Genomic DNA, 23123 nt, shown 5'->3' with positions numbered 1-23123 from the left:
CCCGTTCCCCGCCCAAAACCCCGGTTACTCGCCAGCAAATGGCCACGCCACCGAAACCCCCCAACCCGGCGGAGCCATTCGTGCCGGGGGGGGCCCCCCCCCCCCCCCCCCCCCAGGCCGCCGCCGACTGCCGTGGCTGTCCCCTGCACGAGAACGCCACGCAGACCGTCTTCGGCGCGGGGAACGCCCACGCCCGCGTGATGCTCGTGGGCGAACAGCCCGGCGACCAGGAGGACCGGCAGGGCAGGCCCTTCGTCGGCCCCGCCGGCAAGCTCCTCGACCGGGCGCTGGAGGAGGCCGGCCTGGACCCGGCGGACGCCTACGTCACCAACGCGGTCAAGCACTTCAAGTTCACCCGCGCCGAACCCCGCAAGCGCCGGATCCACAAGGCGCCGAGCCTGCGCGAGATGACCGCGTGCGGCCCCTGGCTCGCGGCGGAGCTGGCGCTCGTGGAGCCGGAACTGATCGTGGTGCTCGGCGCGACGGCGGGCAAGGCGCTGCTCGGCTCCTCCTTCCGGGTGGGAGAGGCGCGCGGCACGGTCCTGGAGCGGGAGATCCACGGGCGGCCCGAGCGGCTGGTGCCGACCGTCCATCCGTCCTCGGTGCTGCGGGCGCAGGACGACGCCGACCGCAAGGCCGCCTACCAGGGACTCGTCGCCGATCTGAAAGTGGCTGCACGCGCTCTGAAGTAATGGCTACGATCGGCGCATGGCCCTTACCTTCACCCTGGACCCCGCCGTCACCCCGGCCCTGCGCGACGGCATCCTCGACCTGTGGACCGATGTCAGCAACGCGGGCGGAGCGGTCGGTTTTGTCCCCCCGGTGGACCGTGCGGAGGTCCGCCCGGAGCTGGTGAAGCACTTCGCGGCCATGGCCGAGGGCCGGCACCGGCTGCTCGTCGGCCGGGACGAGACGGGCGCGGTGGCCGCGACCGCCTTCTTCTCCTTCAACACGCACCGGCTCATGGCGCACTGGGTGTGGCTGTACACGGTGATGGTCCACCCCTCCCACCAGGGCAAGGGCTACGGCCGTGAGCTGCTGGCGGCGGCCGAGGACGCGGCCCGCACCTTCGAGGGCATCGAGGCGATCCGGCTCACCTGCCGGGGCGGCCTGGGACTGGAGCGCTTCTACGCCTCCTGCGGTTACAAGGAGGTCGGGCGGGTGCCCGCAGCGATCCGGGTCGGGCCCGGCGACGACCGCGACGACATCTTCATGCTGCTGCCGCTGGGCTGACCCCCCCGCCCCCGACCCCCCTGCGAGATCCCTTCCGGTTCGTGCTTCACTGGACGATGACCCCTTTTGGAATCGGACGAGTGGATTGAGATGCTCCGCTACACGCTGATGCGCCTCGGTATCTTCGCGGGCTGCCTCGTGGTCGTCTGGGGAGCCGTCTACTCCGGCATCTTCCCGCGCGGCTTCGGCGACTCCAACGGCCTGTGGATCCTGCTGCTCGCCCTGATCGTCTCGGCGCCGATCAGCTGGGTGGTGCTGCGCCGGGAGCGCGACCGCGCCTCCGAGAAGATCGTGGGCAGGGTCGACCGGATGAAGGCCAACCTGGAGGCCAGCCGCAGCCAGGAGGACGGCGCCGACGACACCGCTCGGGCGCAGGGCGAGGCCGCCGCGTCCAACTAGTCTTGCCCTCATGGGTGGGGCGAAGACCAAGCGGATGCCGAGGGCGGTGCGGGAGCAGCAGATGCTCGACGCCGCCGTACGCATCTTCGGCCGGCGGGGCTATATGGCCGCCTCCATGGACGAGATCGCCGAACTGGCGGGCGTGTCCAAGCCGTTGGTCTATCTCTATCTGAACTCCAAGGAAGACCTCTTCACCGCCTGCATCCGCCGGGAGGCCGCCGCGCTGACGGGGGCCGTGCGGGCGGCGGTCCGTTCCGGCCTGTCCGCCGAGCGGCAACTGTGGGACGGGCTCCAGGCGTTCTTCGCGCACACCGCCGAGCGTCCGGACGGCTGGACGGTGCTGCACCTCCAGGCCCGTACGCACGGCGATCCGTTCGCGGCCGAGGCCGCCGCGATGCGTGCGGAGATCGTCGCGTTCGTCACCCGGCTGGTCGCGGTGGCGGCACGGGAGGCCCACCAGGACCCCGATCTGCCCGAACACGAGGTCGCCGGGCTGGCCGAGGCGCTGGTCGGCGCCGCCGAGTCCCTCGCCGCCTGGGCCAACGCCACCCCAGGAGTCACCGCCCGTCAGTCGGCCTCCACCCTGATGAACTTCGCCTGGTCGGGCCTGGGCAACCTGATGCGGGGACGCCCCTGGATCCCGCCGTCCGGGTAAGCGCCGTTGGGGCTGCTTCCTCGTCGGACCAGCCGCCATGGACGACTCCCGTACGCCTCGGTCCCAGACCCTTACCGGGGAGTAAGGTCACCGGAGGTAAGGAGGGGGTGCACCTTGCACATCCCCGTCCCCGGACCATCCCGGAACCCGCACAATCCCCCCACGAGGGACCCGTACGATCACCTGCCTACCGCCGGTAACCGGTCTCTTCCGCTCTTCACCGGTGAACGCCTCTGCGCGCGAGGCGCGTACGTCACGGAATACCCGCAGCACATGCAGCACAGCGGTGCACCGCCGCCCGCCCGAGGAGCCGCCCGTGTCCACTCCGTACCCGCCCAGCCCCGTCTCCTCCGGCTCCGCCGCCCCGCAGGCCCCGGTCTCCGCCACCGACTACGACGGCCGCCCGGTCCTGGTCGAGCCCTCGGTCCAGCGGCTGGACGGGGCCGTACGGGAGGTGTCCGTACCGCCGTTCGCGCCGCCGGTCACCCATGGCTCCCTCGCCGACCTGCCCTTCGACAACGCCGAGGCGGCCCCCGCCCAGGTCGTCCTCAGCCGCAGGCTCCCCGACGGCCGCTGGACGGACGTGACGGCCGCGCGGTTCGCGGAACAGGTGCTCGCGGTGGCCAAGGGGCTGATCGCCGAGGGGCTCGTCCCGGGCGACCGGATCGCCGTCATGGCCCGCACCCGGTACGAGTGGACCCTGCTCGACTTCGCCGCCTGGGCGGCCGGCCTGGTGACCGTGCCCGTCTACCCGACCTCCTCGGTCTTCCAGACCCGCTGGATCCTGCACGACTCCGGCGCGGTCGCCCTGGTCACCGAGACCCCCGCCCAGGCCGCCGCCCTCGGCCCCGAACTCCAGCACCTGCCCGACCTGCGGCATGTGTGGGTGATGGACCAGGGGCACGTGGAGTGGCTCGCCGAGACCGGCGCGCAGGTGCCGGACGCCGAGGTCGGCGTACGCCGGGGCATGCTCGGACCCGGCACCCTCGCCACCCTCGTCTACACCTCGGGCACCACCGGCCGCCCCAAGGGCTGCGCCCTCTCCCACGGCAACTTCCTCGCCGAGACCGACAACGCCGTCGAACTGCTCTACCCGGTCTTCAAGGCGCAGGACGAGAGCCCGTCGGTACTCCTCTTCCTGCCCATGTCCCATGTCTTCGGCCGGATGGTGGCCATCGCGTGCGTACGGGCCCGGGTGCGCCTCGGGCACGCCCCGAGCCTGGCCCCCGAGGACCTCCTGCCGGACCTCGCCGCGTTCCGGCCGACCTGTCTGCTGACCATCCCGTACATGCTGGAGAAGATCTACAACTCCGCCCGGGCCAAGGCCGAGTCGGGCGGCCGGGCGGCGGTCTTCGACCGGGCGGCGACGGTGGCCCGGCGCTACGGCGAGGCGCTGGAGGCCCGCCAGACCGGCACCGGCAGCGGCCCGAGCCGCGCCCTGAAGACCGCCCGCGCCTTCTACGACCCGCTCGTCTACCGCAAGATCCGCACCGCCATGGGCGGCCGGGTCCGGCACGCCATCTGCGGCGGCTCTCCGCTCGGCCGCCGCCTGGCCGCCTTCTACGCCGGCGCCGGCATCGAGATCTTCGAGGGGTACGGCCTGACCGAGACCACCGGCGCCACCACCGTCACCCCGCCGCTCAAGCCCCGCCTCGGCACGGTCGGCTGGCCGCTGCCCGGCACCCGGGTGCGGATCGCGGCGGACGGCGAGATCCTGGTCGCCGGCGACCATGTCCTGCGCGGCTACTGGGATCCGCAGGCCGGTGGTGTCGTCCCCGCGACCCGGGACGGCTGGCTGCCGACGGGCGACCTCGGCCACCTGGACGACGAGGGCTATCTCACCATCACCGGCCGCAAGAAGGAGCTGCTGATCACGGCGGGCGGCAAGTCGGTGGCGCCGGCCCCGCTGGAGAACTGGCTGCGCCAGCACCCGCTGATCTCCCAGGTGATGCTGGTCGGCGACGCCCGCCCGTATGTGGCGGCCCTCATCACCCTGGACCCGGACGGCGTCGGTCACTGGCGCCAGATGATCGGCAAGCACCCGGTGCCGCCGGAACTGCTCATCGGCGACCCCGAGTTGGAGGAGGTCCTGCAACGGGCGGTGGACGAGGCGAACAAGCTGGTCTCCCGGCCCGAGTCCATCCGCCGGTTCGCCGTGCTGCCGTACGACTTCACCGAGGCGGCGGGCCATCTGACCCCGTCGATGAAGCTCCGCCGGGAGCGGATCATGGCCGACTTCTCCCACCGGATCGAGGAGTTGTACACGCGCTGAGGGCCGACGGGCCCGCGCCGGTGGTCGGCACCCGCTCCACGCTGTTCCCGCGTCGTCCGGACTCGGCGAGGGCGCGGAGCGGGTTGCCGCCTGGGTCGGTCGCGGCCCGCAGACGATCCTCGTACCGCCCTGACACCCAGTCAATCCTTGGGTTTTCTCCTCAACTCCAAGTGTTAGCTTGGGGACATGACCCTGGAGGACCTGCGTGTGTTCGTGGCCGTGTGCCGGGCCGGCAGCCTGAGTTCCGTCGCCCGGGACCTCGGCTGCACCCAGTCGGCCGTCAGCCAGCACGTCAAGCGGCTGGAGAAGGAGACCGGCGTCGCCCTGCTGGAGCGGCAGCCGCGCGGAGTCGTCCCGACGCAGGCCGGGCGGATGCTGGAGGCGGCCGCGGCCGAGGGCATCTCCGGCCTCGACCTCGCCGTACGGCAGCTGCGCGACCTCCGCGACGGCCACAGCGGCTATGTCCGCGTCGCCACCGGCGCCACCACCGTCCGGCACTTCATGTCCGACGCCGTCGTCACCTTCCGCCGCCGCCACCCCCGGGTCAACCTCGAGTTCCGCACGGTCAGTTCGGGCCGCAGCAGCTTCGACGCCCTCGCCGACGGCACCCTCGACCTGGCCTGGGTCACCGTCGGCCCGCCGGTGCGCGGCATCGAGCAGCGCACGGTCGTCGAACTCCCCTGGCTGCTCGCCGTCCGCGCCGACGACCCCCTCGCCGGGCGGCACCGCCTGGACCCGGCCGACCTGGCCGGCGTACGGCTCATCCGGCTGCCCCCGAACTCCACCTCCGCCGTCCACCTCGACACCGCCTGCGCCGAGCTGGGCGTCCGCCTCGCCTACGAACCCAGCGTCGCCGACTGGGACACCGCCCTGCTCCTCGCCGAGCTGGGCGTCGGGCGGGCCGTGGTCCCCGCCGTACCCGGGCTGCCGGCGCCCGGCGACGGCCCGCTGCGCCTCGTCCCCCTCCCGGGCCTGCGCCCCCTCCCCGTCGGCTGGGCCGTCCGCCGCTGGGACGCGCTCAGCCCCCCGTCCCGCGCCTTCGCCGACACGGTCGTGGAGTGCAGGACCGCCGCCGCGTCCTGACCGGCCGCCACGCTCGCGAAAACCGCCCGCGCCTCCCCGTCACATCTGCCCGCGCCCGTCCGTCAGTGCGGTGAGAACGCCGAGCAGACGATGCGAAGGAGCACAGCCATGGCGCACACCCCGATCTCCCGGATGCCGGACCCCACCGAGTTCGTGCCCGAGCTGGCCGACGTCAGCGCGGCCCTCTTCCGGGCCACCGGCAACCGCTCGGTGCCGCGCACCACGATCAGCCTCGTCCACCTGCGGGCCGGGCAGATCGTCGGCAACACCTATCTGACGGTGCTGAACACCGGCTTCCTCCGCAAGGCAGGGGAGTCCGAGGAGCGCATCACCGCCGTCTCCTCGTGGCAGGACGCCCGCTGCTTCACCGACGCCGAGCGGGCCGCCCTGGCCCTGGTGGAGGCCACCCTCCAGCCCGCCCCGCCCGGCCGGGAGCGCGTCACCGACGAGCTGTACGCCGAGGCGGCCCGGCACTACGACCAGAAGGCGCTGGCCACCCTCACCATCGCCATCGGCCAGATCAACTTCTTCGTCGCCCTTGCCGTGATCGGCAAGCCGCAGCCGGTCGCCTCCCTCGCCGAGGCCCAGTGGGCCTGAGCTGCGCCGCTCAGGCCGGGCGCACCGGCTTGCGCGCCAGCAGGAAGGCCTGCGGTACGGACTCGCCGAGGTCCTCGTCCGGCTCGCGGACGGTACGGGAGCCGAGCGCGAACCCGGCCTCGGCCAGCAGCGCCGCCATCCGCTCCGGGCGGCGGCGCTCGAAGTCCAGGGTCACCGGCTGCCCCCACGGCTGGGCCAGCCGCAGCGGCTCCTCGCCCACCTGGAAGGCGAGCAGCAGATGGCCGCCGGGCGCCAGCACCCGGTGGAACTCGGCGAACAGCCGCGGCAGTTCGGCCGTCGGGGTGTGGATGCTGGAGTACCAGGAGACGACGCCGTCCAGCGTGCCGTCGGCGAGCGGCAGCTCCAGCATGGACCCCTGCTCGAAGCGGAGTCCCGGGTTCTCCCGGCGGGCGATGGCGAGCATGGCCCCCGACAGGTCGAGCCCGAACGCGGCCAGGCCGAGCGAGGCGAGGTAGGCGGTGTTGCGGCCCGGCCCACAACCGAGATCGGCCACCTTCCCGCCGGCCCCGACCAGTTCGGCGTACGCACCGATCAACGCCCGCTCCACCGGCGTGCGCGCGGTCACCCCCGGAAAGTGCCCGGCGTAGTCCTCGGCGACGGTGTCGTAGAAGGTACGGGTGGCGGCGAGAAAGTCCACGTCATCGCTCATGCCCGGGACCGTACCGGGCGGCACTGACACCCCCGTCTAGGCTGCTGTGGTTTGGCCGGCTCAGAGAACGGGGGAAGTGGGCCGATGGACCACGCGACAGACGTCTTCCAGCCACTCCAGGCGGACGATCCACCGGCGGTGGCCGGTTACCGGCTCGCCGCGCGGCTCGGCGCGGGCGGCATGGGCCGGGTCTACCTCTCGCACACCCGGGGCGGCCGCCCGGTGGCGCTCAAGGTCGTACGGCCGGAGCTGGCCGACGACCCGGACTTCCGGCGGCGGTTCCGGCGGGAGATAGCGGCGGCCCGGCGGGTCCGGGGCGCGTACACCGCCGAACTGATCGACGCGGACGCGGACGGCACCCCGCCCTGGCTGGCCACCCTCTACGTGCCCGGTCCCTCGCTGGCGGACGCCGTCGCCCGGCGCGGCCCGCTGCCGGTGCCGGCGGTGCTGTGGCTGATGGCGGGGGTGGCCGAGGCGCTCCAGGTGATCCACGGGGCGGGGATCGTGCACCGGGACCTGAAGCCGTCGAACGTGCTGCTGGCCGCCGACGGGCCCCGGGTGATCGACTTCGGTATCGCGCTCGCCGCCGACGGCACCGCGTACACGGCGACGGGCGGCACCGTCGGCACCCCGGTGTTCATGGCCCCCGAGCAGGCGTCCGGCGCCGAGGTCGGCACGGCGACCGATGTGTTCGCGCTCGCCCAGACCGTGGCCTTCGCGGCGCTGGGCAGGCCGCTGTACGGGGACGGCCCGGCCCTCAACGTGCTGTACCGGATCGTGCACTCCGAACCCGACCTGACCGTGCTGCCCGAGCCGCTGCGGCCGGTGCTGGCGCGGTGCCTGGCCGCCGACCCGGCGGAGCGGGCCACGGTGGCGGAGGTCCTGGAGTGGTGCCGGACGCGGCTGGGGGAGGGGACCGACGCGGGCGGGGCACCGGCCGTGTGGCGGGACCTCGCCGGGCCCCCGGCGGTGGTGCCCGCTCCGGTGCCCGAGCCGACCCCCGCCTACACCGTGCCGGTGGTCTCGGCGCCCCGGCCCTCGCCCGAGGACGGGAAGGGCCGTCGGCGCCGCACCGTGCTGCGCGCCGCCGCCGGGGTGGCCGGGGGCGCGCTGCTGGTGGCGGCGCTGGCCTGGGCGGTCATGGACGCGCGGGGCGGGCTCGGCCACCGGGACGCGGCCGGCTCCACGACCTCCGGCGCGGGCGCCCTCGCCCGCTCGTCGCAGTCGTCGCACTCCTCGCACGCGTCGCCGGAGTCCACCCCGGAGACCTCGCCCTCCTCCGGCCCCGCGGGGTCTTCTGCGGCGGACCCCTCCGCCCTGCCGCGGCAGCCGCAGGCCCAGGCCTACGCCCCGGTGATGGTGGACACGAAGAACTCGCTGAGCCTGGCGGACCCGTACGCGAACCTGGACAACCGCAAGGGAGACATCCGCTTCGACTGCAAGACGGTCGGCTGCGAGCTGGAGAGCGACACCAGCGTGTTCGTCCAGATGTTCGGCAAGCCGGGCACCACGTACGACGACTGCCGGCTCATGCTTCACCACGCCCAAAGGCACCGGCTCCCGCTGGCCTCGGCGGCGAACGGCACCGAGATCTGCATCAAGCACTCCTCCGGTGACATCGCGCTCTTCGTGATCCAGACCAAGTCGACCGCGATGCCGGAGATCGGCTTCGTCTCCGGAGACCTGACCGTCTGGCGGAAGTCCTAGGCCACCCCGGCCATCCGCAGCAGCGCCGTTGTCGCCGCCGCGCCGATCACCACCACCGCGAAGGGGGCCCGGCGCCAGGCCAGGAGGGCGCCCACCAGGACGCCGGTGGGGCGGGCCCAGCCGGCGAAGCCGCCGGACTCGGTCAGGGCGCCGGTGGCCAGCAGGGCGGCGAGCAGGACCACCGCGCCCGCCGAGGCCAGCTGCTGCACCCGGGGCGGGACCGTCACCCGGCCGTGCAGGACCGGGCCCACCAGCCGGAAGGCGTACGTGCCGACCGCGAGGGCCAGGATCACGGCGACCGTGGCGTTCATCCGGCGGCCTCCCGCCCGGCGGGCCGGCGGTGCAGGACCAGTCCGGCGAGGGCGAGCAGCACCGGCACCCCGGCCGGTACGGCGGGCGTGACCGCGAGGGCCAGGGCGGCGCCGAGCAGCGCGCACCGCCGTACCGTCGCGTCCTGCCGCAGGGTGGGCAGGATCAGCGCGACCAGGACGGCCGGGAAGGCGGCGTCCAGGCCGTAGCGGGCGGTGTCGCCGAGGGCCTTGCCCGCCAGCGCGCCGGCCAGCACGCCGATGTTCCACACGGCGAACAGGCCGAGCCCGGAGATCCAGAAGGCCCGCCGCCGCCGTACCGGATCGGTCTGGGCGAGGGCGAAGGCCACGGTCTCGTCGGTGACCAGGTGGGCGCCGAGCAGCCGGCTCAGCCGGCCGGTGCCGATGATCTCGGCGACGGCCAGGCTGAAGGCGGCGACGCGGGTGTTCAGCAGCAGCCCGGTGGCCGCCGCGGCGACCGGCCCGCCCCCGGCGAGCAGCACCCCGACCGCGCTGAACTGGGCCGACCCCGCGTACACCACGATCGACATCAGCACGGGCACCCACACCGGCAGGCCCCCGGCGACGGAGACGGCGCCGAAGGAGACGCCCACGATGCCGCTGGCCAGCCAGACGAGGGAGGCGTCCCGCACCAGGGAGACGTCGTCGGGGGCGGTCGGCGAGGACGGAGTGGTTGTTCGTTGTGGCGAACGCATGTTTCCTACGATGGACACGGACCCGCCGGTCCGTCAAGGCGAACGAACGTACCGATGGAGCGAACGGCATGTCCGAGGTGCCCTCCCGGCTTCCCATGGAGTGGATCGCCGCGTCCCTGAAGCGGGAGCGCGCCCGCACCGGGCTGTCCCTGTCCGAGCTGGCCAAGCGCGCCGGCATCGCCAAGTCCACGCTGTCCCAGCTGGAGGCGGCGTGCGGCAACCCGAGCATGGAGACGATCTGGGCGCTCGCGGTCGCGCTCGGCGTGCCCTTCAGCACCCTGGTGGAGTCGCCCGCGCCCAGCGTCCAGGTGATCCGCGCCGGCAAGGGCCCGACGGTCCACTCCGACCAGTCCAGCTACCTGGCCTCGCTGCTGTCCGCGAGCCCGCCCGGCGTACGCCGGGACATTTACTTCGTATGGCTGGAACCCGGGACCGTACGGGATTCGGAGCCGCATATTCCAGGAACCACCGAGCACATCGTGGTCAGCGAGGGCCGGGTCAAGGCGGGCCCGCGCGGGGAGACCACGGAACTCGGCCCCGGGGACTACATGTCGTACCGGGGGGATCTCGCGCACTCCTACGAGGCGCTCGCCGCCGGAACGAAGTTCGTCCTGATCATGCAGCACAGGTGAACGGAAAACGAACGGGAAAAGGCAGGAGCCCCTGCGCCGGACGGCGTGGGGCTCCTTGGGTACTGCTCTCAGGTTCTGCGATCAGGGAGAGATCAGGCGGGGGTGACGTTCTCCGCCTGCGGGCCCTTCGGGCCCTGGGTGACGTCGAAGGTCACCGCCTGGTTCTCCTCGAGGGAGCGGAAGCCGTTGGCGTTGATCGCGGAGTAGTGAACGAAGACGTCGGGGCCGCCGCCCTCCTGGGCGATGAAGCCAAAGCCCTTTTCGGCGTTGAACCACTTAACGGTTCCGGTAGCCATAAGCCCTCCTTGGGCCCAAAAGGGTTTGCCCTGCTCCAGAACCTGCAAGTGTGTAACGGTGCTGCACAACTGCATATGTCTGAAAACGACGAGAGCCCGCGGTCACATGCTCCGCAGGCTCTGTACTGCAAGGGAAACCAAACTGCAACTTGCGGCGAGCCTAGCACGCGGGCAGCCGAATGCAATAGAGGTCAAGATCACTTCACCCGGATGTTTGAACATCCGTTAGCCCGTTCGGCGGTGGGGTCGGTACGGGCACCGTACTCCACGGGGTCTAGTCTCGCGATGTGGACAATTCTCGCTCCCGGCGGCCCCGTGTCGGCCACATCCAGTTCCTGAACTGCCTGCCCCTCTACTGGGGGCTCGCGAGAACCGGCACGCTCCTCGACTTCGAGCTGACCAAGGACACCCCGGAGAAGCTCAGCGAACAGCTGGTGCGCGGCGACCTCGACATCGGCCCGATCACCCTGGTCGAGTTCCTGCGCAACGCCGACGACCTGGTCGCGTTCCCGGACATCGCCGTGGGCTGCGACGGCCCCGTCATGTCCTGCGTGATCGTCTCCCAGGCCCCGCTCGACCGGCTGGACGGCGCCCGGGTCGCCCTCGGCTCCACCTCCCGCACGTCCGTCCGCCTCGCCCAGCTGCTCCTCGCGGACCGCTACGGCGTCAAGCCCGACTACTACACCTGCCCGCCCGACCTCGGCCTGATGATGCGGGAGGCCGAGGCGGCGGTCCTCATCGGCGACGCGGCCCTGCGCGCCAACCTCCTCGACGCCCCCCGCTACGGCCTCCAGGTGCACGACCTCGGCGCGCTCTGGAAGGAGTGGACGGGCCTGCCGTTCGTCTTCGCCGTGTGGGCGGCCCGTCGGGACTACCTGGAGCGCGAGCCGGCCATCACCCGCCAGGTCCACGAGGCCTTCCTCGCCTCCCGCAACCTCTCCCTGGAGGAGGTCGGCAAGGTCGCCGAGCAGGCCGCCCAGTGGGAGGCCTTCGACGAGGCGACCCTGGAGCAGTACTTCACCACCCTCGACTTCAGCTTCGGCCCGCCGCAGCTGTCGGCGGTCGCCGAGTTCGCCCGCCGGATCGGCCCGACCACGGGCTTCCCGGCCGATGTCAGGGTGGACCTGCTTCAGCCGTAGTCACTACGGTGGGGACGGGCGCCCGGCCAGGCGCCCGGGCAGAGGCGTTGGGGTACGGGGAAACAAACGGGGGGCGCCGTGCAGCCGCTGGAAGCCGACGAACCCGCCGGCATCGGCCCCTACCGGCTGCTCGGCCGGCTCGGCTCCGGCGGCATGGGCCGCGTCTACCTGGGCCGCAGCGCGGGCGGCCGCACGGTCGCCGTCAAGATCGTGCACCCGCACTTCGCGCTCGACGAGGAGTTCCGCGCCCGGTTCCGGCGCGAGGTCGCGGCCGCCCGCCGGGTCGGCGACGCGTGGACCGCCCCGGTCCTGGACGCGGACCCGGACGCCCCGGTGCCCTGGGTCGCCACCGGCTACGCCGCAGGCCCCTCCCTCGCGGCGGCCGTGGCCGCCACCGGGCCGCTGCCCGAGCACACGGTACGGGGGCTGGGCGCGGGCCTCGCCGAGGCGCTGGGCGCGGTCCACGGCCTGGGCCTGGTCCACCGGGACGTCAAACCCTCCAACGTGCTGCTGACCCTGGACGGCCCGCTCCTCATCGACTTCGGCATCGCCCGCGCCACGGACGGTACGGCGTCCCTGACCTCCACCGGTGTGTCCCTGGGCTCGCCCGGCTACATGGCGCCCGAGCAGATCCTCGGCAAGGCCGTCACGGGCGCCGCCGACGTCTTCTCCCTCGGCGCGGTTCTCGTCCACGCGGCGACCGGCGCGTCCCCCTTCCCCGGTGACTCCTCCGCCGCGCTGCTCTACAAGGTCGTCCACGAGGAACCCGAACTGGGCGCGCTGACCGGACCGTTGCGGGAGGTCGCGCTGGCCTGCCTGGCCAAGGACCCGACGGCCCGGCCGACCCCCGCCGAGCTTGGCAACCGCCTCGCCCCCGAAGGCGCCGCCCGCCTGATCACGGGCGGCTGGCTGCCGGGCCCCCTGGTGGAACAGGTCAGCCGCAGCGCCGTACACCTCCTCAACCTGGACACATCCGACACCCACCCCTCCGGCCCCCTGACCTTCCCCCCGGGAGCGCTGCACCTCGGTACGGGGTCGACGGGGTCCGGGGAGGCGGGCGGGCAGGGCCGGTTCGGTCCCGCACCCGTGATGCAGACGCCTGCGGGCCCGGCTCCGGTCTCCGCGGCCGCCCTCACGGCCCCACCCGCGGCCGCCGACGGCGCATCCGCCCCACCAGGGCCACCCGCACCCGACGACGCTGCCCGCACCGGTGGTGCGGGTGGGAACCCGGACCCGGCCGCAGGCCGGGTGCCCCACCAAGCACCCGCACCGAACAACGCACCCGCACCCCCACCCAAGCCCCCCGGCCGCCTCTCCCTCAGCCTCGCCGCCACCACCGCCCCCACCGAGACCGGCCACGGCCGCAAACTGAGCTGCACCCTCGCCCTCGCCGTCGCCGGCGCGCTGGCCCTCACCACCCTGGGCCTCGGCGCCCTGCTCCGGCCCTGGTTCACGGGCGGCGACGAATCGGCCGGAGGCAGCAACTCCGCCCGGACCCCGGCACCGAGCACCGGCGCCCCCAGCGGACGGCCCGGCGTCATCCCGGCCCGTTACCTCGGCACCTGGGAGGGCCAGGCCACCGGCACCGCACTCGGCAGCACCGTCTCCATGGGCACCTTCCGGGTCACCGTCCACCAGGCCGCCGTGGGACAGGAGCTGGGCCGGCTGAAGCAGACCGACCAGATCGGCGCGGTCTGCACCGACATCCTCACCCTGAAGAAGGTGACGAGGACCCAGCTCCTCGTCACCTCGGCCGGCGCCGAGGGCAACCACCTGGGCTGCGACCCCGCACCGCACCAGATCGAGCTGACCCCGGTCGGCGACCGCCTGAAGTACACCTCGGACAGTGCGGCCGAAGGCAACCCCGAATCCCTGATGTCGAAGGTGGGCTGACGCTCCGCCACCGCGTCAGGAGTCGGAGTCGGACTCCGAGATCTTGGAAAGCCGTACGGTCGCGACGATCTTCCGGATCGTCGCGTCCGGCACCTCCTCGGGCACGTTCGCGGCGCCGAAGAACGACCACGAGACCAGGTCCCCGGCGGAGTTCTTGAAGGCGAAGACCCAGGCCTTGCCGTCGGTGGTGCACTTCTTCGACTTCTGCACCCCCACGGACCGGGCGGTGCCCAGGCTGCCCGTGAGACCGGAGTTCGTGGTGAACTCCTCGATGGGGCCCTGCTTCACCTTCTTCCTGTCCGGCTGGGTGTAGCCGCCGTACACCCAGGTCCCGGAGTCGGAACCGGCGATCTGCCGGGTGCTGCGGTAGCCGTTGTTGCCCCGGCTGCCGACCTCGGCCAGCGGTGTGTTCTCCGCCGTACCGTCCCCGTCGTCGTCCGAGGAGCACCACTTCTGCTTCAGGGCCGCGACATTGCGTATCGCGATGAGCGGCTTGTCCTCCGGATCCCCGTTCTTGGAGACGTACGTGACCCAGCTGCGGGACAGCAGCTCCCATTGCGGCGGGACGTCGAACGCGATCCCCTGGGCCGGGTTCGTCACGACCTTCCAGCCCTTGACGGTCGCCGTCCGGGCGTCGTCCGCCCGGGGATTGGCCGAACTCCCCGACGGCGACGCCGGGCCGGTCGGCCCCGGGTCGGCACCCTTGTGCTTCGTGCCGCCGAGCACCAGGAACCCGGTGACGCCCGCGGCCACCACGACAGCCGCCGCGGCGACCCAGGCGATGAGCCGGGTCCGGTTCCGCCCCCTGTTCCCGCCCGGGTCCGGGCTCGGGGCCTGACTCGGGGTCTGATACGGGCCGGGGTCGGGGTTCTGATAGGGGTTCGGCTGGTGATAGCCGGGCTGCTGGTACGGGTTGGGGTGCTGTCCGCCCGGGGTCTGCTCTCCTGGCCACATGCGCCGTAACGATACGACGTGCCGCGTCGGGGTATCGATGCGGCTGTGACGAGTGACGAGTTGCTGTGGGCCGGGGCCGCGCTGTGGGGCGCGGCGGCGGGCGCGCTGCTGCCCAGGGCCGTGCACCGGTTCGCCGTCCCGCAGGGGGAGGGCTGGCGCGCGGCGTGCGCGGACGGCCATGAGCTGAACGGCTGGCTGGGCCCGGCACACTGCCCGCGCTGCCCGCACCGCGCCCGCGCCGGCACCGGTCTCCCCTCCGCCCCGCTCCTCGCCACCGCCACCGCCCTGGTCTGCGCCGCGCTGGCCGCCGCCACCGGCACCCGTCCGGAACTGGCCGTCTGGCTGCTGCTCGCGCCCGTCGGCGTGCTGCTGGCCGCCGTGGACTTCCGGGTACGGCGGCTGCCCGACCCGCTCACCCTGCCGCTGGCCGGCGCCGCCCTCGCCCTGTTGGGCCTCACCGCCCTGCTGCCCGAGCACGCCGGTCACTGGACCACCGCGCTGTACGGCGCCCTCGCGCTGGGCGGCGGCTACTACGCGCTGTACCTCCTCAACCCGAGCGGCATGGGCTTCGGCGATGTGAAGCTGGCCGTGGGGATGGGCGCCGTACTGGGCTGGTACGGCTGGCCGACCGTGCTGCTCGGCTCCTTCGCCGGGTTCCTGCTCGGCGCGTTGTACGGCGGTGTCCTGGTCCTGGCCCGGCGCGCGGGCCGCAAGACGGCCGTACCGTTCGGGCCGTTCCTGCTCGCCGGCGCGCTCGCCGGACTGCTGGCCGGCGCGTACGCGGCCTGACGTCCGGCCGCCGAAACCGCTGGCGTAGGCTGGTTCGGTCCGCCCATCCGTCTCCCAACCTTGACGAAAGGGACGCCCTGGTGACCGAGAAGGCCGACCTCCAGTCTGTCCTCGACCGTGCGGCCGCCGGTGGGCGGATCACCCCGGAAGAGGCCCTCGACCTCTACCGGGACGCCCCCCTGCACGCGCTGGGCGCCGCCGCAGACGCCGTACGCCGCCGGATGTACGCGGGTACCGAGCACATCGCGACGTACATCATCGAGCGCAACATCAACTACACGAACGTGTGTGTCACGGCGTGCAAGTTCTGCGCCTTCTACGCGGCCCCGAAGGACAAGGACAAGGGCTGGACCCGCGACCTCGACGACATCCTGCGTCGCTGCGCGGAGACCGTCGAGCTGGGCGGCACCCAGATCATGTTCCAGGGCGGCCACCACCCGGACTACGGCGTCGAGTACTACGAGTCGCACTTCAAGGCCATCAAGGAGGCCTTCCCGCAGCTGGTGATCCACTCGCTGGGCGCCTCCGAGGTCGAGCACATGGCCCGGATCAGCGGCGTCTCGGTGGAGGAGGCCATCACCCGGATCCACGAGGCCGGCCTGGACTCGTTCGCGGGCGCCGGCGCGGAACTGCTCCCCGAGCGCCCCCGCAAGGCGATCGCGCCCCTCAAGGAGAGCGGCGAGCGCTGGCTGGAGATCATGGAGACCGCGCACCGGCTGGGCGTGGAGTCGACGTCGACGATGCTCATGGGCACCGGCGAGACCAACGCCGAGCGCATCGAGCACCTGCGCATGATCCGGGACGTCCAGGACCGCACGGGCGGCTTCCGGGCCTTCATCCCGTACACCTACCAGCCCGAGAACAACCATCTGAAGGGCCGCACCCAGGCGACCCTCTTCGAGTACCTGCGGATGATCGCGATCGCCCGCCTCTTCCTGGACAACGTCCGGCACATCCAGGGCTCCTGGCTCACCACGGGCAAGGAGGTCGGCCAGCTGTCGCTGCACTACGGCGCGGACGACCTCGGCTCGATCATGCTGGAGGAGAACGTCGTCTCCTCGGCGGGCGCCAAGCACCGCTCCAACCGCCTGGAGATCATCGACCTGATCCGCAAGGCGGGCCGCGTCCCGGCGCAGCGCTCGACCACGTACGAGCACCTGGTCGTGCACGACGACCCGGCGAACGACCCCGTCGACGACCGCGTGGTCTCGCACATCTCCTCCACGGCGATCGAGGGCGGCACCGCCCACCCCGAGCTGAAGCTGCTGACGTCCAGCTGAGCGCGCCGTGCTGACGATCCACGCCGACTCCAGGGGCCGGGCCCTCGCCGTCGAGGGCGAGCTGATCGCGGCCGCCGGCACCCTGGAGGAGCTGGCCGGGGCGTACCCCCGCGCGCGGGTGCGCCAGTGGCCCGGCATCCTCACCCCCGGGCTCGTCAACACGCACGGCACCGAACTGCTGGAGCAGGCGTACCACCCGGACCCCCGGGAGGCCGACGAGCTGGGCACCGAGCCGCTGACCGGCGCCGCCCTCGCCGCACTCGCGCTGGACGACGCCCGCTGGGGCGCCAGTGCCCGGCGCGGGGCGCAGCGCATGCTGGCCCACGGCACGGTCGCGGCGGCCTGCGCGGAGCTGACCAACCGCGCGGTGCGGGACGCCGTACGGCGCACCGGACTGGTGCTCGCCGGCCGCGCCGCCCGCCCGCCCGGCGTGCCGTCCCTGGACCCGTTCGCCACCGGCGCGCCCGCGGTGTTCGCCCCGGCGCCCGGCCCCGGTTCGGCGGCCCGCTTCGCCGTCTTCGACGTCCCCGACGAGACGGAACTGACCGAACGCGGCGCCGCCACCTGTGTGGCGACCGTGCTGTCGGGCCGCCTGCTGTTCCGCCGCCGCTGAGCCGACGCGCGCCCGGACACACCACCCCAAGCCCCCGCTCCCTCCCGGCGGGCGGGCTGCAACAATGGCCGGGTGACCCGCGCATCCCTGGACAAGCAGCCGCACGAAGTCGCCTCGATGTTCGACAACGTGGCGGACCGGTACGACCTGACCAACGACGTGCTGTCCCTGGGACAGGACCGGCGCTGGCGCAAGGAGGTGTCGAAGGCGGTCGACGCCCGCCCCGCGCAGAAGATCCTCGACCTCGCCGCGGGCACCGCGACCTCCTCGCTGCCCTTCGCCCGCACCGGCGCGTACGTCGTCCCCTGCGACTTCTCCCTGGGCATGCTCCAGGTCGGCAAGCGCAGGCACACCTGGCTGCCGTTCACGGCCGGTGACGCGACCAGGCTGCCGTTCAAGGACGACACCTTCGACGCGGTGACGATCTCCTTCGGGCTGCGCAACGTCCAGGACTTCGACGCGGCGCTGCGCGAGATGTACCGGGTGACCAGGCCCGGCGGCCGGGTCGTGATCTGCGAGTTCTCGCAGCCGACGTGGGCGCCCTTCCGGACCGTCTACACCGAGTACCTGATGCGGGCGCTGCCGCCGGTCGCGCGCGCGATCTCCTCGAACCCGGACGCCTACGTCTATCTCGCCGAGTCCATCCGCGCCTGGCCCGACCAGCCCGCCCTCGCCGAGCGGCTGCGCAAGGCGGGCTGGTCCAAGGTGGCCTGGCGCAACCTGACCGGCGGCGTGGTCGCGCTGCACCGCGGCTTCAAGGGCGACTGACCGGCCGGCTGCCGGCCGCACGACCGGTCGATGGCCGGCCGACTACCCGTTGACCGCCTCGAAGGCGTCTCCGGGCTGGTTCAGTTCGCGCTGGAGCCCGCCCGTGGGCGGCTGCGGGATGCGTGGTTCGCGCACGCCCCCGCCGCCCTCGCCCTCACCGAAGTCGAACCACACGTACACCATCGAGTCCGGCGGCACCTCGGCCCCGGGCTGCGGATACTGGCGTACGACGTAGTCGACGACGGTGCGGTGGAAGTCCGGGCGGTCCGGCGCGTTGAGGAAGAGACCCCGCGTCCGGGCGGTCTCTCGCGCGTCCACGGCCATCAGACCGACCAGCCGTGGGACACGTACTTCGGGTGTTTTGGGCGGTATAGGCACAGATGTCACCCCCAGCGGTACTGGAAGGGTAACTCCCGGGCGGCACGGCCGAAAGGCGCCGGTGTCGGTCCGTGACAGATGGCTACTCTGCGTGATTGAAGGGGGAGTCGGAAGCAGGTTTCAGGGGGAGCCGGAAGCAGAGCGTCGGCTCGTCCAGGGTCGGATGCGGATAGGTCTCCGCCGGCCGCATGCCGAGCCGCCGGGCCACCGCGATCGACCGCTCGTTGCCCGGCCGGACCAGCGCCACCACCTCCGGCACCCCGGCCGCCCGCACCCGCTCCAGCGTCTCGCGCGCGGCCGCGGTGACATATCCCTTGCCCCAGTGCGCCCGGCCGAGCCGCCAGCCGATCTCTATCTCGCCGACCGGCCCCCAGCGCGGCCGCCAGGGCTGGGCGCCGGTGAACCCGATGACCTCGCCCGCCTCGTCCAGCAGTGTCCAGAGACAGAAGCCGAGTTCGGCGTCGTGCCGCCGCTGGCGCGCGGTGAGTTCCTCGTAGACCGACAGGGCCGCCGGTCTGCCGCCGTAGAACTCCATGACCTCGGGATCGTCGAAGACCCGGTGCCAGGCGACCGCGTCCTCGTGAGTGGGAACGCGCAGCCGTACCGCGGGGAGAGGTCGGTTCACAACGCAGCCCTTCAGCCGGGTGATCAATTCTGCTGAATAGACTGCCCATGTCCAGTGCCGGTCGGCACGCAGATTTCGAACTTGGGGAGATCCCGCCGTGACCGTCGTGAAGGAGCCCCTCTCCGAGCACACCGCCGATGTGATCGTCGTCGGCGCGGGGCCGGCCGGCTCCACGACCGCCTACCACCTCGCCAAGGCCGGTCTCGACGTCCTGCTCCTGGAGAAGACCGAGTTCCCCCGCGAGAAGGTGTGCGGCGACGGCCTCACCCCGCGCGCGGTCAAGCAGCTCGTCGCCATGGGCATCGACATCTCCGAGGAGGCCGGCTGGCTGCGCAACAAGGGCCTGCGCATCATCGGCGGCGGCGTCCGCCTCCAGCTGGACTGGCCGGATCTCGCCTCCTTCCCCAACTACGGCCTGGTCCGCAAGCGCGACGACTTCGACGAGCAGCTCGCCCGCAACGCCCAGAAGGCGGGGGCGCGGCTGTACGAGCGCTGCAATGTCGGCGGCCCCGTCATCGACGACCGCACCGGCCGCATCACCGGCGTCACCGCCAAGCTCGGCGAGGAGAAGCGCGAGGTCACCTTCCGCGCGCCGCTCGTGGTCGCCGCCGACGGCAACTCCACCCGGCTGTCCCTGGCGATGGGGCTGCACCGCCGCGAGGACCGTCCGATGGGTGTCGCCGTCCGGACGTACTTCGAGAGCCCCCGCCACGAGGACGACTACCTGGAGTCCTGGCTGGAGCTGTGGGACCGCCGCGGCCCCGAGGACCGGCTGCTGCCCGGCTACGGCTGGATCTTCGGCATGGGCGACGGCACGTCCAACGTGGGCCTCGGGGTGCTCAACACCTCCGCCTCCTTCAAGGAGCTGGACTGGCGCGAGATCCTCAAGGCCTGGTGCGCCTCCATGCCCGCGGACTGGGGCTACACCCCGGAGAACATGACCGGCCCGATCCGCGGCGCGGCCCTGCCCATGGCCTTCAACCGGCAGCCGCACTACACGCGCGGGCTGCTGCTCGTCGGCGACGCCGGCGGCCTGGTGAACCCCTTCAACGGCGAGGGCATCGCCTACGCCATGGAGTCCGGCCAGATCGCCGCCGACGTCATCGTCCAGGCCCACGCGCGGGCCACGCCCGCACAGCGCGAGATCGCCCTCCAGCGCTACCCGCGCGTCCTCAAGGACACCTACGGCGGCTACTACACCCTCGGCCGCGCCTTCGTGAAGCTCATCGGCAACCCGAAGGTCATGCAGATCGCCACCCAGCGCGGCCTGACCCACCCGCTGCTGATGAAGTTCACGCTGAAGCTCCTGGCGAACCTCACCGACCCCACGGGCGGCGACGCGATGGACCGCATCATCAACGGCCTGAGCAAGGTGGCCCCGAAGGCCTGAGCGGCTAGCTGCTCAGGATCGGCTCCTCGGCCCTGGCGGCCCGGCGGGCGAACACCTCGTCCCGCCGGTCCGCCATCTGCCGCAGCGCGTCCTTCTTCTCCCGCCGGGACAGCCGGTCCAGATAGACATGCCCCTGGGTGTGGTCGGTCTCATGGGCGAGGCAGCGCGCGAAATACCCCGTTCCCTCGATGACGACCGGATTGCCGTCCTTGTCCTGCCCGCGCACGACGGCCCGGTCCGGCCGCGGTACGTCCATCACGGCACCGGGCACCGACAGGCATCCCTCGCCCTCGTCCAGCAGCCGCCGGCCGCTCAAGGGCGTCTCCAGCACCGGATTGACGATGTGTCCGACATGCCGGACTCCCTCGTCATCGGGGCAGTCGTACACGAAAAGCCGCAGATCGACCCCGACCTGGTTCGCCGCGAGCCCCGCCCCCTCGGCGACATACATGGTCCGGAACATGTCGTCGACCAGGGCGGCGAGATCGGGCCCGAACTCCGTGACGTCCCGGCACGGCCGGTGCAGCACCTCCTCGCCGACCTCGGTGATCCGGCGCACCGCGCCGCGCCCGGCCTCGGGGGCGTAGCGGGGGTAGGAGCCGACGGGGCTTCCCTGTACGAACACGCGTGGCATCGCACGCTCTCCTTCGCTCGTGACGGACCGCCGGACGGCGGCCCAGCCAGAGCATGGCAGGCGGGGCGGGCGCGTGTCGCCGCTCTGCGCGCGCAGGGCCGCTGCCTACGAGCGGCTGCGGCCCTGCGGGTGCGAGGTGTTGTGCGAGAGGTGCGGGGTGCGCTCAGAGCACCCGCACGGCGCCGGTCGGCTGGTCGTAGGACAGCGGGTGCTCCACGACGCCGTCGGAGGGGTTCTGGGCGCCGACGAACATGCCGTCGCCGACGTACACCGCCACGTGGTACGCGCTGCCCGCGGGGCCCCAGTACAGGATGTCGCCCGGCTGGAGGTTGCTCAGCGAGACCTGGGTGCCGGCGGTCGACTGGTCCTGGGAGACCCGCGGCAGGCTGATGCCGACCTGCTTGAAGGCCGTCTGCACCAGGCCGGAGCAGTCGTAGGCGGACGGGCCGGTGGCGCCGGAGACATACGCCTTGCCCAGCTGCGCCTTCACGAAGCTGACGACGGCCGCGGCCGAGCCGGTGGCCGTGGAGGTGCTGGTGGTGGTCGTCGTCGTGCTGGTGGAGCCGGAGTCCGCCGTGGTGTTGAGGGTCGTCCGCTGCGTGCTGCGCGTGGCGCGGGCGGCGGCCTCCTTACGGGCCTCCTCCTCGGCCTTCTTCTTGGCAGCGGCCTTCTTCTTGGCCTCGGCGAGGTCCGAGTTGGCCTGCTTCGCGGCCTTTGCGGCAGCCGCGTCCCGCTCGGCATCCAGCTGGTAGTTCGCGGCGGCCTGCTGGGTGGCGTCCGCGGACTGGGCCGCCTGAGCGGCCAGATCGGCCGTCAGGGTGGGCAGTTCAAGGGTCTGCGTCACCGGCTCGGACGCGTTGGCCGAGCCGGACGCCCCGGCGACTGCCAGGGTGCTGAGGACGCCACCGGCAACTCCGGCCCGCATCGCGAGGGTCGACGCGTTGCGGCGGGGCTTCCGGTGGCTGCGTATGTGAGCGGTGTGGGACATGGGAACAACCGGTACCAGGGGCTCCTTCATATCTTCAAGAAACGTGTGCTGCGCCACAGTTACTCAACCGAGCCCCCGAATCCCGGGCGTGTCGCTCTTTATTGACGCCGTAACGGACATAGCGGACCTCGATGATCAAGCCGTTGATCACGGTCTTTGATCATTACGTCCGGATTGCCCCCCGCCTACCACTGGTTGGGGTCGATGGCCAAGCCCGGTTCTCAGCCGCCTCTCAGCGGTGTGGCGGAGGTCACGGAACGGTCACCGGAAGCCGGGCGTCCATCGCGCGCGGGTGCTCGTGAACGCGTGCACGCACTCACCGCTCGTCCACATCCGGCCCCCGCCCTACCACTGATGTGTGAACGGGGTCCACTATCAAGATCCATCGCCCAGCGCGAATTTGCATGCAGGCGAACTTTCTTGATATTGAGGCACGCCCTCCGGCCTGCGACGACAAGCGAAAATGTCACTTCTCGTGATCAACTGAACGCTTCGAGTATGAAGATCACCCATCATCCGACTTGATGATCCTTCGTCAGGTGGCAGAGATCACAAAGCTTGTGGAATACCCCGTGTCGCAGATCACAGAGCGGCGGGCATAAGATGCGAGGCAGTTGGGCTTGTGACCTGCTTCACATGTTCTCGATCTTCGGCCCGGGACGAGCGGGACCTGTGGGACCGGTGAGGCGGAAGTGAGCCCAGTTGCAACCGCAGTCAGCGCCGACTGAGAGGAGCGAGGAGCGGTGAACGCGTATGCGCCCATCCTCGTACTGGGAGCCCTCGGGGCAGGCTTTGCGATCTTCTCCGTGGTCATGGCCACGCTGATCGGTCCGAAGCGGTACAACCGCGCCAAGCTCGATGCCTACGAGTGCGGTATCGAGCCGACCCCCACGCCGGCCGGCGGCGGGCGCTTCCCCATCAAGTACTACCTGACGGCGATGCTCTTCATCGTCTTCGACATCGAGATCGTCTTCCTCTACCCCTGGGCCGTCACCTTCGACGCCCTGGGGATTTTCGGGCTCGTGGAGATGCTGCTCTTCGTGCTCACCGTCTTCGTCGCCTACGCGTACGTATGGCGGCGCGGCGGCCTGGAATGGGACTGAG

26 protein-coding genes are annotated in these 23123 nt (G+C 72.1%); 17 read left to right on the top strand and 9 right to left on the bottom strand.

The window, feature by feature from the left end; genetic code table 11:
- Positions 1 to 38: 38 nt before the first annotated feature.
- The 7 genes from ACFVIU_RS10525 to ACFVIU_RS10495 all read left to right on the top strand — a co-directional run bounded on the left by ACFVIU_RS10525 (position 39) and on the right by ACFVIU_RS10495 (position 6239).
- Positions 39 to 692, top strand: a complete 654-nt coding sequence (locus ACFVIU_RS10525; protein ID WP_385841871.1) for a UdgX family uracil-DNA binding protein — start codon at positions 39 to 41, stop codon at positions 690 to 692.
- Between the two features lie 16 nt (positions 693 to 708).
- Positions 709 to 1233 carry a GNAT family N-acetyltransferase gene (locus ACFVIU_RS10520; RefSeq protein ID WP_385841870.1) on the top strand — a complete coding sequence of 175 codons (525 nt, stop codon included), beginning with the start codon at positions 709 to 711 and terminating at the stop codon, positions 1231 to 1233.
- A 90-nt stretch (positions 1234 to 1323) separates the two neighbouring features.
- Positions 1324 to 1632, top strand: coding sequence for a DUF4229 domain-containing protein (locus ACFVIU_RS10515; protein WP_385841869.1), 309 nt, complete (start codon positions 1324 to 1326; stop codon positions 1630 to 1632).
- A 10-nt stretch (positions 1633 to 1642) separates the two neighbouring features.
- Positions 1643 to 2287, top strand: coding sequence for a TetR/AcrR family transcriptional regulator (locus tag ACFVIU_RS10510; protein WP_385841868.1), 645 nt, complete (start codon positions 1643 to 1645; stop codon positions 2285 to 2287).
- Positions 2288 to 2603: 316 nt separating this feature from the next.
- Complete coding sequence (locus ACFVIU_RS10505; RefSeq protein ID WP_385841867.1) at positions 2604 to 4559, top strand: AMP-dependent synthetase/ligase; 1956 nt, start codon at positions 2604 to 2606, stop codon at positions 4557 to 4559.
- A gap of 186 nt (positions 4560 to 4745) precedes the next feature.
- The gene (locus ACFVIU_RS10500) at positions 4746 to 5642 is read left to right on the top strand and encodes a LysR family transcriptional regulator (protein WP_385841865.1); all 897 of its coding nucleotides are present in this window, start codon (positions 4746 to 4748) and stop codon (positions 5640 to 5642) included.
- Between the two features lie 108 nt (positions 5643 to 5750).
- Complete coding sequence (locus ACFVIU_RS10495; RefSeq protein ID WP_385841864.1) at positions 5751 to 6239, top strand: carboxymuconolactone decarboxylase family protein; 489 nt, start codon at positions 5751 to 5753, stop codon at positions 6237 to 6239.
- Positions 6240 to 6249: 10 nt separating this feature from the next.
- Here ACFVIU_RS10495 and ACFVIU_RS10490 read toward each other — a convergent pair whose 3' ends face one another.
- Positions 6250 to 6909: a methyltransferase domain-containing protein gene (locus ACFVIU_RS10490; RefSeq protein ID WP_385841863.1), complete on the bottom strand. Its 660-nt coding sequence runs from the start codon at positions 6907 to 6909 to the stop codon at positions 6250 to 6252.
- An 84-nt stretch (positions 6910 to 6993) separates the two neighbouring features.
- On the opposite strand from ACFVIU_RS10490, the gene ACFVIU_RS10485 reads away from it, so the two are divergent.
- Positions 6994 to 8616 (top strand): serine/threonine-protein kinase, encoded by a 1623-nt coding sequence (locus tag ACFVIU_RS10485; protein ID WP_385841862.1) that lies wholly within the window; start codon positions 6994 to 6996, stop codon positions 8614 to 8616.
- On the opposite strand, the gene ACFVIU_RS10480 is transcribed toward ACFVIU_RS10485, so the two are convergent.
- Positions 8613 to 8927 carry an AzlD domain-containing protein gene (locus ACFVIU_RS10480; RefSeq protein WP_385841861.1) on the bottom strand — a complete coding sequence of 105 codons (315 nt, stop codon included), beginning with the start codon at positions 8925 to 8927 and terminating at the stop codon, positions 8613 to 8615. The two genes, ACFVIU_RS10485 and ACFVIU_RS10480, sit on opposite strands and share 4 nt — an antisense overlap.
- Positions 8924 to 9640, bottom strand: a complete 717-nt coding sequence (locus tag ACFVIU_RS10475) for an AzlC family ABC transporter permease (protein WP_385841859.1) — start codon at positions 9638 to 9640, stop codon at positions 8924 to 8926. The genes ACFVIU_RS10480 and ACFVIU_RS10475 overlap by 4 nt, the downstream gene beginning before the upstream one ends.
- Positions 9641 to 9708: 68 nt before the next feature.
- On the opposite strand from ACFVIU_RS10475, the gene ACFVIU_RS10470 reads away from it, so the two are divergent.
- Positions 9709 to 10272 (top strand): helix-turn-helix domain-containing protein, encoded by a 564-nt coding sequence (locus ACFVIU_RS10470; RefSeq protein ID WP_385841858.1) that lies wholly within the window; start codon positions 9709 to 9711, stop codon positions 10270 to 10272.
- Positions 10273 to 10364: 92 nt separating this feature from the next.
- Here ACFVIU_RS10470 and ACFVIU_RS10465 read toward each other — a convergent pair whose 3' ends face one another.
- Complete coding sequence (locus ACFVIU_RS10465; protein WP_003948780.1) at positions 10365 to 10568, bottom strand: cold-shock protein; 204 nt, start codon at positions 10566 to 10568, stop codon at positions 10365 to 10367.
- A 287-nt stretch (positions 10569 to 10855) separates the two neighbouring features.
- On the opposite strand from ACFVIU_RS10465, the gene ACFVIU_RS10460 reads away from it, so the two are divergent.
- Positions 10856 to 11707: a menaquinone biosynthetic enzyme MqnA/MqnD family protein gene (locus ACFVIU_RS10460; protein ID WP_385841856.1), complete on the top strand. Its 852-nt coding sequence runs from the start codon at positions 10856 to 10858 to the stop codon at positions 11705 to 11707.
- Positions 11708 to 11785: 78 nt separating this feature from the next.
- Positions 11786 to 13600 (top strand): serine/threonine-protein kinase, encoded by a 1815-nt coding sequence (locus tag ACFVIU_RS10455; RefSeq protein WP_385841855.1) that lies wholly within the window; start codon positions 11786 to 11788, stop codon positions 13598 to 13600.
- Between the two features lie 15 nt (positions 13601 to 13615).
- On the opposite strand, the gene ACFVIU_RS10450 is transcribed toward ACFVIU_RS10455, so the two are convergent.
- Complete coding sequence (locus ACFVIU_RS10450) at positions 13616 to 14554, bottom strand: hypothetical protein (protein WP_385841854.1); 939 nt, start codon at positions 14552 to 14554, stop codon at positions 13616 to 13618.
- Between the two features lie 45 nt (positions 14555 to 14599).
- Between ACFVIU_RS10450 and ACFVIU_RS10445 the strand changes: the two genes are divergently transcribed.
- The 4 genes from ACFVIU_RS10445 (at position 14600) to ACFVIU_RS10430 (ending at position 18004) form a co-directional block, all read left to right on the top strand.
- The gene (locus ACFVIU_RS10445) at positions 14600 to 15343 is read left to right on the top strand and encodes a prepilin peptidase (RefSeq protein WP_385841853.1); all 744 of its coding nucleotides are present in this window, start codon (positions 14600 to 14602) and stop codon (positions 15341 to 15343) included.
- Positions 15344 to 15423: 80 nt separating this feature from the next.
- Positions 15424 to 16623: a cyclic dehypoxanthinyl futalosine synthase gene (mqnC, locus tag ACFVIU_RS10440; RefSeq protein ID WP_385841852.1), complete on the top strand. Its 1200-nt coding sequence runs from the start codon at positions 15424 to 15426 to the stop codon at positions 16621 to 16623.
- A gap of 7 nt (positions 16624 to 16630) precedes the next feature.
- Entirely contained in the window at positions 16631 to 17236 is a 606-nt protein-coding gene (locus tag ACFVIU_RS10435; RefSeq protein ID WP_385841851.1) for a hypothetical protein, read from the top strand.
- A gap of 72 nt (positions 17237 to 17308) precedes the next feature.
- The gene (locus tag ACFVIU_RS10430) at positions 17309 to 18004 is read left to right on the top strand and encodes a demethylmenaquinone methyltransferase (RefSeq protein WP_385841850.1); all 696 of its coding nucleotides are present in this window, start codon (positions 17309 to 17311) and stop codon (positions 18002 to 18004) included.
- Positions 18005 to 18046: 42 nt separating this feature from the next.
- On the opposite strand, the gene ACFVIU_RS10425 is transcribed toward ACFVIU_RS10430, so the two are convergent.
- Together ACFVIU_RS10425 and ACFVIU_RS10420 are read right to left on the bottom strand one after the other, a co-directional pair.
- A complete protein-coding gene (locus tag ACFVIU_RS10425; protein ID WP_385841849.1) occupies positions 18047 to 18382 on the bottom strand; it encodes a PASTA domain-containing protein in 336 nt (111 codons plus the stop codon).
- Positions 18383 to 18464: 82 nt separating this feature from the next.
- Positions 18465 to 19007, bottom strand: a complete 543-nt coding sequence (locus ACFVIU_RS10420) for a GNAT family N-acetyltransferase (RefSeq protein ID WP_385841848.1) — start codon at positions 19005 to 19007, stop codon at positions 18465 to 18467.
- Positions 19008 to 19104: 97 nt separating this feature from the next.
- Between ACFVIU_RS10420 and ACFVIU_RS10415 the strand changes: the two genes are divergently transcribed.
- Positions 19105 to 20397: a geranylgeranyl reductase family protein gene (locus ACFVIU_RS10415; protein WP_385841847.1), complete on the top strand. Its 1293-nt coding sequence runs from the start codon at positions 19105 to 19107 to the stop codon at positions 20395 to 20397.
- Between the two features lie 4 nt (positions 20398 to 20401).
- On the opposite strand, the gene def is transcribed toward ACFVIU_RS10415, so the two are convergent.
- Both def and ACFVIU_RS10405 read right to left on the bottom strand, forming a co-directional pair.
- A complete protein-coding gene (gene def, locus ACFVIU_RS10410; protein WP_385841846.1) occupies positions 20402 to 21031 on the bottom strand; it encodes a peptide deformylase in 630 nt (209 codons plus the stop codon).
- A 163-nt stretch (positions 21032 to 21194) separates the two neighbouring features.
- Positions 21195 to 22019: a C40 family peptidase gene (locus tag ACFVIU_RS10405; protein WP_385841845.1), complete on the bottom strand. Its 825-nt coding sequence runs from the start codon at positions 22017 to 22019 to the stop codon at positions 21195 to 21197.
- 743 nt (positions 22020 to 22762) lie between these two features.
- Between ACFVIU_RS10405 and ACFVIU_RS10400 the strand changes: the two genes are divergently transcribed.
- Positions 22763 to 23122, top strand: a complete 360-nt coding sequence (locus ACFVIU_RS10400; protein WP_053654533.1) for an NADH-quinone oxidoreductase subunit A — start codon at positions 22763 to 22765, stop codon at positions 23120 to 23122.
- Position 23123: the final 1 nt, after the last annotated feature.

The sequence above is a fragment of the Streptomyces sp. NPDC127190 genome, from assembly GCF_042672505.1.
Classification (GTDB): Bacteria; Actinomycetota; Actinomycetes; order Streptomycetales; family Streptomycetaceae; genus Streptomyces.
Note: the sequence above shows the minus strand (reverse complement) of the source record. Positions and strands in the feature narration are given on the sequence as shown.